The organism is Kaistia sp. MMO-174, from assembly GCF_037147815.1.
Taxonomy (GTDB): domain Bacteria; phylum Pseudomonadota; class Alphaproteobacteria; order Rhizobiales; family Kaistiaceae; genus Kaistia; species Kaistia nematophila.
Genome location: NZ_JBBCUO010000004.1, coordinates 14,661 through 29,587 on the forward strand (window position 1 = coordinate 14,661; position 14,927 = coordinate 29,587).

Annotated in this window: 22 protein-coding genes and 1 tRNA gene; 15 read left to right on the plus strand and 8 right to left on the minus strand. The window is 65.5% G+C overall.

The window, feature by feature from the left end; genetic code table 11:
- Positions 1 to 109: 109 nt before the first annotated feature.
- From WFK98_RS15110 to WFK98_RS15125, 4 genes are all read right to left on the minus strand, one after another.
- Complete coding sequence (locus WFK98_RS15110; RefSeq protein ID WP_336800814.1) at positions 110 to 574, minus strand: HNH endonuclease; 465 nt, start codon at positions 572 to 574, stop codon at positions 110 to 112.
- 97 nt (positions 575 to 671) lie between these two features.
- A complete protein-coding gene (gene nusG / locus WFK98_RS15115; RefSeq protein WP_336800815.1) occupies positions 672 to 1,370 on the minus strand; it encodes a transcription termination/antitermination protein NusG in 699 nt (232 codons plus the stop codon).
- Between the two features lie 234 nt (positions 1,371 to 1,604).
- The gene (locus WFK98_RS15120) at positions 1,605 to 3,143 is read right to left on the minus strand and encodes a primase-helicase family protein (RefSeq protein ID WP_336800816.1); all 1,539 of its coding nucleotides are present in this window, start codon (positions 3,141 to 3,143) and stop codon (positions 1,605 to 1,607) included.
- Positions 3,140 to 4,348: a DUF7146 domain-containing protein gene (locus tag WFK98_RS15125; protein ID WP_336800817.1), complete on the minus strand. Its 1,209-nt coding sequence runs from the start codon at positions 4,346 to 4,348 to the stop codon at positions 3,140 to 3,142. The genes WFK98_RS15120 and WFK98_RS15125 overlap by 4 nt, the downstream gene beginning before the upstream one ends.
- Before the next feature lie 50 nt (positions 4,349 to 4,398).
- On the opposite strand from WFK98_RS15125, the gene WFK98_RS15130 reads away from it, so the two are divergent.
- Entirely contained in the window at positions 4,399 to 5,151 is a 753-nt protein-coding gene (locus WFK98_RS15130) for a hypothetical protein (RefSeq protein WP_336800818.1), read from the plus strand.
- Positions 5,152 to 5,261: 110 nt separating this feature from the next.
- On the opposite strand, the gene WFK98_RS15135 is transcribed toward WFK98_RS15130, so the two are convergent.
- The 3 genes from WFK98_RS15135 to WFK98_RS15145 are packed head-to-tail and all read right to left on the minus strand — an operon-like array spanning position 5,262 to position 6,155.
- The gene (locus tag WFK98_RS15135; protein ID WP_336800819.1) at positions 5,262 to 5,501 is read right to left on the minus strand and encodes a hypothetical protein; all 240 of its coding nucleotides are present in this window, start codon (positions 5,499 to 5,501) and stop codon (positions 5,262 to 5,264) included.
- Positions 5,501 to 5,662, minus strand: coding sequence for a hypothetical protein (locus WFK98_RS15140; protein ID WP_336800820.1), 162 nt, complete (start codon positions 5,660 to 5,662; stop codon positions 5,501 to 5,503). The genes WFK98_RS15135 and WFK98_RS15140 overlap by 1 nt, the downstream gene beginning before the upstream one ends.
- A gap of 1 nt (position 5,663) precedes the next feature.
- Positions 5,664 to 6,155, minus strand: a complete 492-nt coding sequence (locus tag WFK98_RS15145; protein ID WP_336800821.1) for a phage regulatory CII family protein — start codon at positions 6,153 to 6,155, stop codon at positions 5,664 to 5,666.
- A 429-nt stretch (positions 6,156 to 6,584) separates the two neighbouring features.
- Between WFK98_RS15145 and WFK98_RS15150 the strand changes: the two genes are divergently transcribed.
- The 13 genes from WFK98_RS15150 (at position 6,585) to WFK98_RS15210 (ending at position 13,623) form a co-directional block, all read left to right on the plus strand.
- Entirely contained in the window at positions 6,585 to 7,358 is a 774-nt protein-coding gene (locus WFK98_RS15150; RefSeq protein WP_336800822.1) for a helix-turn-helix domain-containing protein, read from the plus strand.
- A 120-nt stretch (positions 7,359 to 7,478) separates the two neighbouring features.
- The gene (locus WFK98_RS15155; protein ID WP_336800823.1) at positions 7,479 to 7,730 is read left to right on the plus strand and encodes a hypothetical protein; all 252 of its coding nucleotides are present in this window, start codon (positions 7,479 to 7,481) and stop codon (positions 7,728 to 7,730) included.
- A gap of 91 nt (positions 7,731 to 7,821) precedes the next feature.
- Positions 7,822 to 7,947, plus strand: a complete 126-nt coding sequence (locus WFK98_RS15160) for a hypothetical protein (RefSeq protein ID WP_336800824.1) — start codon at positions 7,822 to 7,824, stop codon at positions 7,945 to 7,947.
- Entirely contained in the window at positions 7,947 to 8,153 is a 207-nt protein-coding gene (locus WFK98_RS15165) for a winged helix-turn-helix domain-containing protein (protein WP_336800825.1), read from the plus strand. The genes WFK98_RS15160 and WFK98_RS15165 overlap by 1 nt, the downstream gene beginning before the upstream one ends.
- Positions 8,150 to 8,389 carry a hypothetical protein gene (locus tag WFK98_RS15170; RefSeq protein WP_336800826.1) on the plus strand — a complete coding sequence of 80 codons (240 nt, stop codon included), beginning with the start codon at positions 8,150 to 8,152 and terminating at the stop codon, positions 8,387 to 8,389. Before WFK98_RS15165 ends, WFK98_RS15170 begins: the two co-directional genes overlap by 4 nt.
- On the plus strand, positions 8,389 to 8,730 hold the full coding sequence (locus WFK98_RS15175) for a hypothetical protein (protein WP_336800827.1): 342 nt from the start codon (positions 8,389 to 8,391) through the stop codon (positions 8,728 to 8,730). Before WFK98_RS15170 ends, WFK98_RS15175 begins: the two co-directional genes overlap by 1 nt.
- A 40-nt stretch (positions 8,731 to 8,770) precedes the next feature.
- Positions 8,771 to 9,697 carry a DUF2303 family protein gene (locus WFK98_RS15180; protein ID WP_336800828.1) on the plus strand — a complete coding sequence of 309 codons (927 nt, stop codon included), beginning with the start codon at positions 8,771 to 8,773 and terminating at the stop codon, positions 9,695 to 9,697.
- Between the two features lie 61 nt (positions 9,698 to 9,758).
- Positions 9,759 to 10,865: a DNA polymerase III subunit beta gene (gene dnaN, locus WFK98_RS15185; RefSeq protein WP_336800829.1), complete on the plus strand. Its 1,107-nt coding sequence runs from the start codon at positions 9,759 to 9,761 to the stop codon at positions 10,863 to 10,865.
- A gap of 2 nt (positions 10,866 to 10,867) precedes the next feature.
- Positions 10,868 to 11,932: a phage Gp37/Gp68 family protein gene (locus WFK98_RS15190; RefSeq protein ID WP_336800830.1), complete on the plus strand. Its 1,065-nt coding sequence runs from the start codon at positions 10,868 to 10,870 to the stop codon at positions 11,930 to 11,932.
- On the plus strand, positions 11,929 to 12,174 hold the full coding sequence (locus tag WFK98_RS15195; protein WP_336800831.1) for a hypothetical protein: 246 nt from the start codon (positions 11,929 to 11,931) through the stop codon (positions 12,172 to 12,174). The genes WFK98_RS15190 and WFK98_RS15195 overlap by 4 nt, the downstream gene beginning before the upstream one ends.
- Positions 12,175 to 12,176: 2 nt before the next feature.
- Positions 12,177 to 12,395, plus strand: a complete 219-nt coding sequence (locus WFK98_RS15200; RefSeq protein WP_336800832.1) for a hypothetical protein — start codon at positions 12,177 to 12,179, stop codon at positions 12,393 to 12,395.
- Positions 12,395 to 12,574 carry a hypothetical protein gene (locus WFK98_RS15205; protein ID WP_336800833.1) on the plus strand — a complete coding sequence of 60 codons (180 nt, stop codon included), beginning with the start codon at positions 12,395 to 12,397 and terminating at the stop codon, positions 12,572 to 12,574. The genes WFK98_RS15200 and WFK98_RS15205 overlap by 1 nt, the downstream gene beginning before the upstream one ends.
- Before the next feature lie 134 nt (positions 12,575 to 12,708).
- A complete protein-coding gene (locus tag WFK98_RS15210; RefSeq protein ID WP_336800834.1) occupies positions 12,709 to 13,623 on the plus strand; it encodes a tyrosine-type recombinase/integrase in 915 nt (304 codons plus the stop codon).
- A 58-nt stretch (positions 13,624 to 13,681) separates the two neighbouring features.
- Here WFK98_RS15210 and WFK98_RS15215 read toward each other — a convergent pair.
- Positions 13,682 to 13,758 (minus strand) — tRNA-Arg (locus WFK98_RS15215).
- A gap of 380 nt (positions 13,759 to 14,138) precedes the next feature.
- Between WFK98_RS15215 and WFK98_RS15220 the strand changes: the two genes are divergently transcribed.
- Positions 14,139 to 14,927, plus strand: a complete 789-nt coding sequence (locus WFK98_RS15220) for a thermonuclease family protein (RefSeq protein WP_336800835.1) — start codon at positions 14,139 to 14,141, stop codon at positions 14,925 to 14,927.

Here is a 14,927-nt window from a genome sequence, read left to right on the forward strand (position 1 = left end):
GGACCGCCGGTCCGCTGTTGGGAGGTCCTGGACTTTTGACCCACCCCCCTTATTCCGAAATCTGAAAGACGTAGCCCTAAGTGATGCCGTTCAGGCGATGCCCTAAGCCTCAGAGGCCATTCGACCGGAGAGCTCTGGTCATCGCGATGGCCTCTGCACTGTCGAGGTGGAGGCTAGCGGCGGCGATGTTACCCCTCGCAAAGAGATCCTCGAGGCGCTGCTTGACCACGTCGTGGTGCCACTTGCAGCAGCCCTGCCACATGGCCGTGTCCCAGAACCGATCGCTGTCGCCACCATGCGGGATGACGTGATCAACGATGATGGCGGGCTCGACCCTGCCGACAGCCTCGCATCCCAGGCAGAGAGGGGCGCGGGCCAGAAACGTGCGCCGGGCCTTCTCCCATCGGACATTGTAGCCGCGCTCCCGCGCGCTGCCACGCCGGCGATCATACTGGCGGCTCTGCTCTTGCCGTGTCGGCTGATGCGCTGGGCGGAAGGCTGAGGGACGCTTTGCCATATCCCAAGCAAACGAAAGCCCGGCATGCTTCTCAGCATCCGGGCCATGCGTCGCCATTCGCGATGATCGGTCAGACCGTCATCTGGGTCCGTGCGGGGCAGATCCTCGGCATCGCCGATCGCCACTCGATCTCACGGGGCATCCTGATTCCTCGCTATAGCAGGATGCTCAGAAGGTCAATAGGCACGTCGATGGGATGGACGCCGCCGAACAGCCGGATCTCGATCTTGGCATAGTGCCGGCCGACGTAGAGGTCCTGCACCCTGCCCTTCGACCAGGCGAACGCGCCGCCCGTCATCTCGACCGCATCCCCGACCTTGAGCCCGCGCGGGCCGCGCCGCTGGACCGCGGTGGCGCGCGTCTCGTCGAAGTGCCCGGCCTCCTCCGCCTTGCGCAACCGATCCACCGCCAGCGCCGGGGCGCGCAACGGCCGGTCCAGCGCGCAGATGGCGCCGACCACCAGCGGAGCCTCGCGGGCAACCCGGACCACGTCGTCGGCATTGCAGCCGCGCACGAACACGTAGCCGGGGAACAGCGCGCATTCGACCTGCCGCACGCGCCGATGGCGAAGCGACCGCCCGCCAAACCGCACGGCGCGCGGCCAATACGCTTCCAGCCCGAGCGTCTCGATATCCCGCGCCGCCTGACGCTCGACCTTCGGCCGCGTCATCAGCACGAACCAGGGCGTCGCCGCCGCCTCAATCGCCGTCGCCGAAGCCTCGCTCGCCATCGTCATCGTGCTAGCCTCCTGCAAAACCGCCAGTGCCGCCATGGTCCAACCTGTCCAACCTTGAGAAGAAGAAAGAAGAAGGTTGGACCGAACCAACCCGTTGTTTTTGTTCGGCTGGTCCAACCTGTCCAACCTGTCCGACCTCATTCGGCCCAGACGGGATTTTCCGCCGTCGCCTCTATCGTCCGGCGAGAGCGGGACGGGGCGATTTTTTGGCCTCGGCGCGAGCCCGATCGCGCGCGTACGCGAGGCAAAAAGGTTGGACAGGTTGGACAGGTTGGACCGACCGTTGATTTCATTGATGTTTTCCGGTCCGACCCATGCCGGGCGGTCCAACCTACGTTGGACCAAAAGCGCCTATACCCCTTCATGACGGTCTCTCTCCGGGGCGTGATCGTCGCCTTCGTTCCACTCGATCTTCTGGCCGACAGCCTGTTCGAACGCGTCGCGACACTTGTGGAGTTGCGGCAGCGCGTAGCACCATTGCCGCGCCCGTTTCATGTCTTCGTCGGTGATCCAAGGGCGGACCTTGGCGAGGCCGGGCACCAGCTTCATCATCTTCATGCCGAAGCTGGTCTTCTCGGACTTGCGCTTGACGCCGATCTTCTCGGAGACGGCGATGTAGTCGTCGAACAGCGCGTCGATCGGCACCTCGGCACCCCATTCGCTGCCGCCGCGCCTTGTCGTCCCGTCGATCAGCCGCTCCAGCCACCAGGCTTCGACCGTGTCGAGCGAGCGGAACTTCTGCTCGAGCAGCGCCTTCGTCATGGGGATCTTGCGCAGATTCACCTTGGAAAGATCGAAGGTCATGAGGTCGTGCAACAGCGCCTCGCGCCCGCCATTCTCGATCTCTGCCCTCATCTCGGCGAAGTATTCATGGTTCTGGGCGCAGCGCGGATGCACGTCGAGCACGGCGAAGCGCCGCTCGTCCTTGCCGGCCGGCACCACCCAGTCCTCGTTCGAGGTCATGATAAGACGGACGAAGTTCTTCAGCCGGATCGGGTCGATCGATTTCTGCTCGATCATCTGGATCTCGGCCGTGACCAGATCCTTCAGCCGCCCTTCGGCCGCCTTATCGCCGGCCCAGACGGCTTCCTCCGCCTGCAAGAGCAGGCAGGACGCCATATGCGCGTTGAAGTTGCCGGTGATGTAGCGGGCATCGCCGACGAGGAAGTAGTGCGAGGCGATCAGCGAGCCCATGATCTCGCCGACGATCGACTTGCCGGCGCCCATGCGCCCGCGAAAGACAAGCGCGGTGCCAACCCGCTCGCGCGGCCTCTGCAACAGGTGCGCGAACCAGCCGAACAGCCAGTCGAACAGCTCTTTGTCGCCATGGCAGATGTTGGTCAGCATATGATCGCGCAGGACGCCCCAGCCGTTCGGCTTGGGCGCCGGCGTGACCGAGAAGCCGCGATAGAGGTTGAGGTATCCCGGCGTCGATTCCGCGCCGTCCGGGTTCGGGAAGAATTCGATGCCGTTGAAGCTTCGGCGCTTCGAATGCCGCAGCCAGCGGTCGCCCCAGGTTACGGTTTTGATCTTTCCGTCCGCGATATTCAGGATCTGCGTCGGCTTGTTCATGAAGAGGGCGCGAAACCCATCGAGGCCGACGACGCGGACGCGATCCTCGATCGGCCCGACATCCTGCTCCCGCACGACGACGGCCTTGGAGCCCATCAGCACGAAGGCCCATTCCCGGTTCATCCGGTCGATATCGAAGCCCCAATCCTTCGGTCCGACGTCGTCGGTGCCGCCATCGTCGTCCGCCGGCGCCTCGGGCTCATTCGCGGAATTCGCTTCTACCCCTTCCGTCCCGGTCTCTGTCCCGGCCTGAAACGCACCCACCGGCTCGGCCTGGTCGATGATCGAGACGATCCGGTCGATAGGATTCTCGCTCATGCTGCGGCCCTCAGGATGTCGTTGAAATCGGCCTGGGCCGGAGCCCATGCGGCAAGGATGATGCGACCCGGCCATGCCCATCGGGCGGCGGCGCGCTGCAGCACAAGCTCGGTGGCGAAGCGGTCGCTGTCGCCGTCGCCGAGCAGGATGATTTCGTCGATGCCGTCAGGCGGCATCAGCGCCGGCTTCTCCGGATCTTCGAGCGGCACCGGCCCGGGCACCTTCACCCGCCGCTTCGCGCCGCGCGCGTCGATGCGGATCTCGGTCGGGTGGACGACCGTGCCGTCTGCCCTGCCCCCGAGATTGCCGAGGCTGATCGACGACCAGAACAGCGTCTCGGCCATCCAGTCGGCCGGCTTGCGCTCGGCCAGCGCCAGGCGCACGGAAAGCACGGTCTCGATCCCTTCGCCGATCACCAGCCTGCGCGCCGCCGGCGTGGTCGACAGCATGATGTGGTTGCCCGACAACGAGCCGCGCACCTTCTTCGCCTTCAGGATCTCGCCGGATTCCGGGTCGACGATCTCGGCCTTGCCGAAGGTCTCGGGGTCGATCCAGGTGACGTGCCCGCCACGAAAGACGCCGGCGGAATCGACGATCGCCGCCATCATCGCCGGCCCGCGCCAGATCTCGTGCCAGACCTCGCGGTCGCCTTCGCGCCGGCTCACGTAGTAGGGATGATCGGCGAGACAGCGCAGCGTCCGAACATTCGGCAGGGGAAGGCCGCGGCCTGCCAGGTAGAGGGCGACAGGCGAGCCCTCGTCGACCGGCCCGGCCTCTTTCCAGAAGCGGCGCATGCGCGCCCTCTCCTGCTCGCGGTAGTCGATCTCGCCGCGCTCGCGCTCGGCCGCGGCGGCGATGCGCCGCGCCTCGCGCCGGGCGATCTCGGCTTCGTCGGGGCCGCTGCTTTCGCCCTTCGGCGCCTTGCGACCGGTCAGCGTCTCGCAGGCGCCGATGAAGTCGGTGGCGTCGAGATATTCGACGAGGGCGATCACGTCGCCGCCCTTGCCCGAGCCGCGACAGTTGAAGACGCCCTTGCGCGGGTTGACGCCGAAGCGGTCGTCGCCGCCGCAGACCGGGCAAGGCCCGACCAACTCGGTGCCGGCCCGCTTCAGGCGCAGCTTGCGCTTGGCGATCTCGCTCTCGATCGGCACGGCCCTGGCTTCGTCGACGAAGGCATCCATCTCAGCTGCTTTTTTGTTGCTCATGACCCCCGCCACACCGGAGGATGGGCCGACGACTTCAAGGAGAACGGGCTGTGAGGAAGCGACAACTGGCGCCTTGGTTTCTGGGCGGCGCGATCGCTGGCATCATTGTGACGGGCACATGGGTCGTCGGATGGGACGCAGTTTTTCGAGGCGTGGACCGTTGGCAGACGCTTCTGACTGGTCTGCTTGCCGTCGGCGCGGCCATTTGGGCGAGCCGCCCCGTGTTTCAGCAGCTCGATCAAATGAGACGGCAGTCCGCCGCGTCCGCCGTCGGCACATTTTCGTCCATCGCACAGAGGATGGAGGACGAGGTCGCGAGGCTCGCATCCACGGAACACGTTATTAGAAGCTGTCAGGATTGGCTCAATGTCCTTCGCTACGAGGCTCAAGGAACGTTCGCGCATTCGGGCGAACTCCGAGACGAGCTCCGCGAGAGTTCCAAGCGCTTCGAGATTGAGGTCCAATACTACAGGCAAAACGGCAGCCGCCACTCCAGATCCAGCCCCGTTAATGACGATCGATGGCGGTTCATCAATCAGATTGATGACGCCTGTATGCTTTTTTCTACATTGGCCAGAGATTACTGGCAGATAACTTCGTGGCACGATGACGTTGAAGGCCCGAATCTCTCGGCCGAACAACGCGAGGCGGCGTTTGTTAATTGTCAGGCAGGCTTGGAGAAATGCTTCTCCACTATGCTTAACTTCAAAGCCTCGCTCATGGAGAGCATCGTCAAGACGTGGCGAATGGTGCGAAATCTGGAGGACGCTGTCATCGATGAGCGCGGCGCATTCTCCGCATAGGAACCCTTCGGGATGACGAGCTTTCCAGCCAAAGGCCGCAGCAGTCCTTTCACGGGTCTCTGCCCCACCTGAAAAGGCGAGCTGGCGCGGGCAATCGTGACAGGTGAGGATCATGTCGCGTCCTCGCGCCCGGCCCGCCGCAGGAAGGCGCTGTTGACGCAGCGCCCCTCCCCGACCGGGATCATGATCGCGCCATCCTCGCGGCGGTAGGCTTGTTCCGCGAGCGCGACCAGGTCGCGCTTGCGCCGGCGCGGCATGCGCTTTCGGAAGGGCGCCTCGGTCGGCTCGTCCCGATAGGCCGAGGGCGGCGCGGCGAAATCGCGGGTGAAGTCCGGGCGCTTGCGGGCCATCAGTTCCCGCCTCCGAGAAGCCGGTCGCAATAGCTGAGCGAAGCGCCGACCAGGTCGGCGCCGGCCAGCAGGGCGACGGTGGCGAAGGACAGCCAGAACATGATCAGGCCGACGACCTTGTCGACCTGGCCGCCCGGCCTTTGGGGAGCGGAGCGGCGCATGTCAGCCTGCCTTCGGGAAGACGTGGATGGCGGCACCCGCGGCGGCGGCCAGCTCATTCCGGCCGTCGGCGAGGGCCTCGCTCAGTTCGCCCGCCTCGCGGTCGATCCGGTCCTGCTCGTTCGGCGTGATGATACCGTCGGCCACGGCGTCGGCCACGGCCGAGCTGTATTCGGCCACTTCCTTGGCGATACGGGCCTGTGTCGTCAGGAAATGCGCGGCCGCCGCCGGCGCGGCGTGGGGCGCGATCGCCAGCCCCTGCAACTCGGTCATTGCCTGCGTGACAAGGGAAAGCCCCGTCGCCTGCTGCAGCGCCAGAGCGGCAAGCACCGGGATCATGTCTTCGCTGTCGGGGTCGCCCCAGCGGTCGACGGTGCTCTTACCCTTGCCGACGATCTCGCCAGCGATCACAAGGCCTCCAGCCTTCTTGACCAGGGCGCGCGTCGCGGCTTTGACGCGGTACTTGAATTCAGGAGGCAATGCGAAATCGCTCACGGGAAAGCTCCGCGTTCGTTCCCGGTGTGGGAAGCCGTCGATTGTGAGAGGTTCAGTCAGCGGGCCTTGAGGCCCGGACGCTCTGGTTAGGGAGGGCCGCGCAGATGACGACCATCAGGATCACGCCGAGCGATCATTCAGCCGCCTCCGCCAAATCCAGGAAGTCGCGGAATGTGACCGCGCCGTCAGTGGCCGACTTGATTCGGGCGAGAATACCGCGGTGCGGGAATCGCAGGCCCCGCGCGTAACGGGTTACCGCCGCTTGCGAAACGCCAATCCTTTGGGCGAACGCAGCGTGCGAGATCTTTTCCGTTGCGAGGTAATCTGCGAGCTTCATAACCGGGTTATGCCAAAATGGTATTCGCTTCGCAAGGGAAAAATACCAATTCGGACTTGGCTATACCGTCGGCGGTATCATACCGTTTCGGCATGAGCCAATTGAAGCAGATCAGAGAGCAGCGCGGCCTCACCCAAGCGGCTTTGGCCGAGTTGGTGCAGACGACCCAACCCCAGATCCGCCGACTAGAAGCTGGCGAGCGCAAGCTGACGAAGGAATGGGCCACGCGCCTGGCCAAAGCGCTGGGTATTTCGGCTAAGGATTTGCTCTTCGATGAGGCCGTTCTGGCAGAGACCGTGCCGGCAGACGAGTTGAAGCGCGTACCTTTGGGCGAAGAATTTCCGCCAGAGAGCGACCCGGACCACCTTCCGACGGTAGGCACCGAGACCGGACGCCAGGGCATCCCCGCACATAGCATAGCGGAAATCGACGTGACCGCCGGGCTCGGCGCCGGCGGCATCGCAATGATCTCCGAGGCCACGTCGCCTGAAGGCGCACGGTTCGCAGCGGAGGTGATCAAGGACTTTTGGGTCCTGCCGGCCTGGATCCTCGCTCGGCTCGGCATCAAGCCTGAACACGCAGCCGCATTCCTGATGCAGGGCGATTCGATGGAGCCCACCCTATTCGGAGGAGAAGTCGGGTTCATCGACTTACGGCACAAGGTCCCGTCTCCGCCTGGCATCTACGCCATCGCCGATCAGTTCGGCGGGGTCATGTTCAAAAGGCTGGACGTGGTATCGAAGCCATCGGACCCAGAGGTCATGGTCAGTGTCGTCTCGGACAACCCGAGGCATGAGCCCAGACTGCTCGCGCTCGACGACCTCTACATTCTGGGACGCTATATCGGCAAATTCTCGGCCGGCTAGCGCCATTCATGACGGTTATGCCAAAACGGTATTGACATAAAATACCGCATTGGTATTTTCTCTCCATCGGCGCGGTCGTCCGTCGCGCCGAACCTGTCAAGGTTCACGATGGAGAGCACCATGCAGACCAAGCGTCGCCTCTACCCCACCGACGAAATCCGCCTTTCCGCCCTCGACAAGGCGCGCAGCACCGCGACCATCCCCAAGCTGATGGCCGCCGAGATGGTGGACCATGTCGCCATGAGCGGCAGCTGCAGCGAGGCGGATCTGCGCCGTTACGGCTTCTCCGACACCGAGATCCAGACCTTTGGCCCGACCGCCCGCCAGGAAGCCGAGCGGATGTCGACGCGCGAGCATTCGCTCGCGGCCTGACAAGACCGTCAGGCCAGCGCGGCTTCGGTGCCGCTTGTGCCCACGACCGAAGCCGCGTCGCCGGACGATCCTGTCCTTCGACGAGCACCCCATGCGCACCATCATCGACATGATCCGCGCCGTTCACGCGAGTGACCGGGGCGACTGGATTGCTCTTGCCAGCTTTCCGGCCTGCGCCGCCCTTCTGGGCGCGCTCTTCTGTGGCTTTGCACGCTGATGCCGGGCCAGAATTCCACCCGGCGCGGCCAGAAGAACCGCGAACGCGTGCGGCTCTATCTCACCCGCAATCCGGGCGCCAAGCAGATCGCCTGCGCCCGGTCCCTCGGCCTGTCCGCCAACGCCGTCAGCAGCCACGTCAGGGCGCTCGCCCAGGCGAGCGGGGTCAATCCACGCGCCTATCCGCCGGGGAGGCCCCAGCTGTGATCGGCCCCGTCTACTACCTCGACGATTCCGCCGGCCGCGTCGCCTGCCTGGTTGATGGCAGTCGCGCGCAGCGCATCCGCGTCGACGGCGGCTGGCGCTGGAAGGTCATTCACTGGGGCGCCGTGCCCCAGCACCCCGACCGCTGGTGCATCGCCGCTCACTTCTGCCGCCGTGAGAACGGCATCAGCCCGCCGCCGCGCGCCGCGGCTTTCTTCCCCTACCGAGGAGCCAATTGATGTCTGCCCGCACCATCCATCGCTTCACCGACATGCTCGGTCTGCTCAATCGCGGCAAGTTCGTCGAGAAATGCGACGAGCATCTCCAGACCGCGATCCAGACGCTCGAGGCGCTGCCCGACGAGGCCGGCAAGGTGACGATCACCATGACGGTCGAAGTCATCTACCAGTCTGGCCGTATCGACATCCGCCCGGCGATCAAATCGAAGCTGCCGGAAGAGAAGGGGTTCAACGGAACCCCGTTCTGGTCGCTCGAGGGCGGCCTCTCCGTCCAGCATCCGAGCCAAACCGACATGTTCGCCGGCCCGCGCGACGCCGCCGAGCGGCGCGAGCAGGCCTGACCCTTTCCCAGCCTCAGTTCCCCAACCGGAGACGTAGACCATGAATAGCAAGACCATCGACGACATCACGGCCGCCGGCGCCGCCGGCCTCATCGCCGAGCTGGCTACGGCCAGCTGCGGACCTGCACTGGTGTTGATCCCCACCGACGGCCTGGGCGCCGGACTGCCGGGGGAAGTGCCGATCCTGTTCGACCGCGCCAATCAGAAGGTGATCGACCTTCAGAGCACGATCAACGCCGCTCGGCAGGAGCCGGCGCGCCGCAAGGGCGTCGCCAAGGTCGAGACACTGCGCAGCTTCATCGACCTGGCGAACCGCCACAAGGATGAGACCTCGGCGATCTTCGGAACGACCATCTGGCCGACCCCGAAGCTCACCGCGGTGCTCAACTACAACACCGGCACGTCGCCGCACTGGAACGACCATCGCATCATCTACGAATTCCCGCTCACCGAGGAATTCAAGGCTTGGATCGAGGGTGACGGCGACGGCATGGACCAGGCGACGTTCGCTTTCTTCCTCGAGGAGCATGCGGCCGAACTGTCGGCGCCGTTCGATGGCGAGCGGTCGGAATATGAGCTGCTGTTCAAGGAGCGGTTCGCGACGCCGGCCGATCTGATCGCGCTAGCCCGCCATCTCGAAGTCTTCGTCAACGCCAAGGCCAAGCAGGGAATCCGCCTGCAGACCGGCGAGCGCACCATCGAGTTCTCCGAGGAGCACCTGAACGGCAAGGGCGAGAAGGTCGACATTCCGGGCATCTTCATGGTGTCGGTGCCGGCCTTCCTCGACGGCGACGCCATCCGCATCCCGGCGCGGCTGCGCTACCGCATCAAGGGCGGCGACATCTCATGGTCCTACCAGCTCTATCGCTGGCAGTTCTGGCTGCGGAACAAGGTGCAGCAGGACCTCGCCAAGGCCGGCGAGAAGACCGAGCTCCCGACCTTCGAAGGCGCGCCGGAGAACGGCTGAACGCAAACGGGCGGCCCATTGCCGGGCCGCCCGCCTTTCCTCCCATGGCCGGAATCGACCGATGCAGATCACCCTTCCACGCTCCGCCCTCTTCGCCGCGCTCGGCATGGTCAAGGCCGTCGTCGAGCGCCGTAACACCATCCCGATCCTTTCTAATGTCCGAATCACTGTCGACGCGTCGGGCCTGCGCCTGATCGGCACGGATCTCGATATCGAGATCTCGACCCGCGTCGCGGGCCAGCCGGCCGCCACCGGCGAGACGACCGTCCCGGCCGGCATGCTGGCCGACATCGTCGCCAAGTTCCCGGACAAGGCCGACGTCACGCTCTCGCTCGCCGCCGACGGCCAGACGCTGACCGTCGCCTCGGGCCGCGCCCGCCTCAATCTGCAGACGCTTCCGGCCAGCGACTTCCCCGACATTTCGGCCGGCGCGTTCGATTGCCGCTTCACCCTGCCGCCGGCCACGCTGGCGCGCATGCTCGGCAAGACCGAGTTCGCGATCTCGTCGGAAGAGACGCGCTACTACCTGAACGGCACCTTCTGGCACCGCCAGGACGACAAGCTGGTCGTCGTCGCGACCGACGGCCACCGCCTGGCCCGCATCGCCGTCCCGAGCCCGGCCGAGAACCCGACCTTCAAGGGCATCATTGTGCCGACGAAGACCGTCTCTCGCCTGCGCGTGCTCGCCAAGGCGACCGAGGCCGACATGACGGTCGAGATCTCCGAGACCAAGATCCGCGTCACCGCCGGCGAAACCGTGCTGACCTCGAAGCTGATCGACGGCACCTTCCCCGACTACAAGCGCGTCATTCCGGCATCGAGCGAGAAGCACATGACCGTCGATCGCGCCGCGCTCGCCGGCGCCGTTGATCGCGTGTCGACCGTCGCGACCGAGCGCGGCCGGGCCGTGAAGATGGCGCTGACGCTGGGCACGCTGCAGCTGACCGTCAACAATACCGACGCCGGCACAGGCGAGGAGACGCTCGACGTCGACTATGCCGGAGAGCCGATCGATATCGGCTTCAACTCGCGCTACGTCGCCGACGCGCTCGAGGTGCTCGCCGCCGACAGCGTCGTCTTCGGCCTCAACCAGCCCGGCGACCCGGCGCTGCTGAAGAGCCCCAGCGACGACGACCTGCTCGTCGTGCTCATGCCGATGCGGGTGTGATCATGGCCGACAAGACCGGAATCGAATGGACGGATGCGACCTGGAACCCAATCGTCGGCTGTTCCGTCGTCTCTCCCGGCTGCACCAACTGCTACGCCATGAGCATGGCCCGCCGGATTGAGGCGATGCACCCCGCGTCGCATTATGCCGGCACGGCCATCAAGCGGAAGGGCGGCCCTGTGTGGACCGGCGAGGTTCGGCTGGCGCCGGACCATATTGTGCTTTGGCCGCTGCGGTCGCAGAAGCCGCGGCGCATCTTCGTCAATTCCATGGGCGACCTGTTTCACGAAGCGATCCCCGATGCATGGATCGATCGCGTCTTCGCCATCATGGCCCTCGCCCCGCAGCACACCTTCCAGGTGCTGACCAAGCGCGCCGACCGCATGCGGGCCTATTGCTCGAGCCTGGGCGGGCACCACGAGCGCGACCGTGTCTCCCTGGCTGCCAAGACTATCTTCGAGGAGACCGGCTTCGGCGGTAAGGGCTTCTGGTACACGCTCCGCGGCGGCGGCGCGCATCTGCCGAACGTCTGGCTTGGCGTCTCGGCCGAGGATCAGCGCCGCGCTAACGAACGCGTCCCGGACCTTCTCCATACCCCGGCCGCCCGGCGCTTCATCTCCGCGGAGCCGCTGCTCGGGCCACTTGACCTTTCCGAGATCCGCGTGGCGCGGCGCCCGGGCGTCGTCCGCGTCTATCGCCCCCTGATGGGTTATTGGGCCGAGGCCGAGGATCTCGGCAACGGCGGGCTACGCAGCCTTCCGGCGGCGCAGAAGGCCTCGGAATCATGCGGCGCGATCGACCAGGTGATTGCAGGCGGCGAGAGCGGTCCCAACGCTCGGCCGATGAACCCGGCCTGGGCGCTTTCCCTCCGCGACCAGCTGCAGGATTTCGGCACCTCGTTCTTCTTCAAGCAGTGGGGTGAATGGGCGCCGGCCGCCGATACCCACAGCCGATTGCCCCATCACACGTTCGAGGACGGCAGAATCGTTCGCCGGGTCGGCAAACACGCCTCCGGCCGCCGGCTCGACGGCCAGCACCACGACGCGATCCCGGGAGCACTGTCATGAGCGCAAAGATCGCCCAGCGCATCGCCACACTTGCCGCCCGCCGGCGCCGGCTGGCCGAGGACTATCGCACCGCTCGCCGCCGTCACCGCGGCGCCGCCAAGGCCCACGCCGCCCTCCGCAGCGCGACGCATGCGCAGCTCGAAGCCGAGATGCGCCTCGCCCGCGCCACGCCGCTGCTGCGCGCCGCGCGCGAGCAGCGCCAGGCCGCCCCCGACCTGTTCTCCAGCACGATGGGACCGTGACTATGTCGACGTTCAGAAAGCACCGCTTCGTCGTGACGCTCGCCTTCGACAAGCCCGTGACGCGCGCCGAGGCGCTCGTGCACGGCCGGGAATACCTCTACGGCGAATTCCCACTTGCCGGCAGTCAGGCAGGGCGGATGACGGTCCGCAAGATCGAGCGCCCCAGACCACCGCGCCCGGGCCGCCCCCGCTCCAAGGCCACAAAAATGCAGGAGGGATGATGGGACAGCGAGCCGCCACCTTCACCGAGGTCGATCTGAAACGCGCAATTCGTGCGGCAACCAAGGCCGGTTTCGAGGTCAAGGGCGTCGAGATCACCAGGCTCGGCACGATCCGCCTGCTCCAGTCGGTCGGGGAAGAGAAGATCGATGTTGACGATCTGGAGCCGATCATTTTGTGATGGATCCCATGCCGCGCAAATTGCACGCCCACGTCTACCGCGAGAAGACCCGCCATGGTCGGACGGTCTGGTATTTTCGTCGCGGGAAAGGACCGAGGACACGCCTTCCGGGGGAGTATGATAGCCCGGAGTTCATGGCGGCCTATCACGCGGCGCTGGCCGGGACTGCCGTCAAGCAGGTGCGCGCTACAGCGAAGCCGAACACGCTGCGCTGGCTAGTGGATCGCTACCGGGAGTCATCCGACTTCATCCGGCTCGCGCCCTCGACTAAGCGTGTTCGCGAGCGGCTTCTGCTTCGACTTTGTGACGCGTCCGGCGATAGCCCGATCGAACGGTTGACGCGAGCAGCCATTCTCGCCGGCCGAGAACGTCGCGCCGCGACCCCGGAAGCCGCCAACACCTTCATCAAGACGATGCGCGTCCTGCTCGACTATGCCGTAGCGGCGAACCTCATCGACCGAAATCCGGCGCGCGACGTGAAGATGTTCTCAAGCAAGACCGGCGGCATCCACACGTGGACGGTGGAGGAGGTCGCGCGCTATGAGGCAAGGCATCCGATAGGCACGAAAGCCCGGCTCGCCTTGGACATCCTGCTCTACACCGGCCTGCGACGCTCGGACGCCGTGGTGCTCGGGCGCCAGCACGTCCGCAACGAGATCCTAAACATCCGCACGAAGAAGACTGGCGAGGTCGTCACCCTCCGCCTTCTGCCACCACTCCGCGCCTCATTGGACGCGTCCAAGACCGGCGACCTCACTTACCTGACGACAGAGTATGGCAAGGCGTTTTCTAGCGATGGATTTGGAAACTGGTTCCGCGACCGGTGCGCCGAAGCTGGCGTGCCTGGATCCGCGCATGGGCTTAGAAAGGCCGCAGCGACTCGCGCGGCGGAGGCCGGCGCAACAACCTCGGAGCTGATGGCGATGTTCGGCTGGCAGTCATCGAAGCAGGCTGAACTGTACACCCGGGCGGCGAGCCGAGCCGCAATGGGTGTCAACGCGAGCGACAAGTTGCAGCAACAGAAACAGAACAAAACGCCCGCACCTTAATCCGAGGTGCGGGAACTACCTCGAACTTCCAAGCAATGTCAGTAGCTTGGATTTTGGGTGGTGTCCCGGAAGGGATTCGAACCCCTGACCTACGGTTTAGGAAACCGTTGCTCTATCCTGCTGAGCTACCGGGACTTAAGCGGCCGCCGAGGCAGCATGGCGCCATCCGGCGGGCCGGACGGGCGACATGCTTATGGTCCGATTGTCGCGTCGTTTTCAAGAGCCACCGCCAGAAATCTGCGCGGGAATCGACCGCTGCATACGGATGCCGCCTGCCCGAGTCGTGCGGGCGCCGCAGCCCCGCCATGCCGGATTTCCTGATGCGCCGATCCGTCTGCCATGAGACGATGCCGCATGCCCGCCATGACGATGACACAAGGACGGGGGAAGCAGGATCAAGGATGGGGACGAAGCGTCGTGCCGGATGGGCGTCGCGGGTCGTGCCGGAAGCTCGACGGCGTCTTCGGATGCCGGGCAGCCGGCTCGGGCGTGTCCTGCTGATACTGGGAGCGATGATGACAGCTGCGACCGGGGCGGAGCCGGCCGAAAGGACGGCGGGGCCCAACGAATGCCGGCTCTTCGACGGCGAGACCGGACTGGTCGCCAGCGTCGTCGACGGCGACACGCTCGTGCTCGATTCGGGCCTCGAGGTCCGGCTGGTCGGCATCCAGGCGCCGAAACTGCCGCTCGGCCGACCGGATTTCACCGCCTGGCCGCTGGCCGAGGAAGCGAAGACGGCGCTGGAGCGGATGGCGCTCGGCCAAGCGGCGCAACTGCGCTATGGCGGCGCCCGGCGCGACCGTTATGGCCGCGCGCTGGCGCATGTCGAGATCCTGCCCGAAGACGGCGAGGTGCTGTGGCTGCAGCGCGAGATGGTGGCGAGCGGCCTCGCCCGCGTCTATTCCTTCGCCGACAATCGTCAATGTGTCGGCGCTTTGATGAAGGTTGAAAGGGACGCGCGCAAATCAGGGCTTGGCCTCTGGCCCGATCCATACTACGCCATCCGCCCTGCGACCGATCCCGGGCTTGCAACCCGGCACGATGTATATGATCTGGTTGAAGGAAGGGTCGTTTCCGTCGGCGAGCGCGGCCCGATCGCCTATCTCGATTTCGGGCGTGACTGGTCGACGGATTTCACGGCTGTCGTGACCGCCGAGGCCATCGCGGCCTTGGCCGAGGACGGCATCGCCGTGGCGGCCTTGAGGGGGCAACGGGTAAGACTGAGAGGCTGGATCGAGAGTCACGACGGACCGAGCTTGCGGGTCACGCATCCCGAGCAGCTCGAACTGTTGGACCAATGGTGA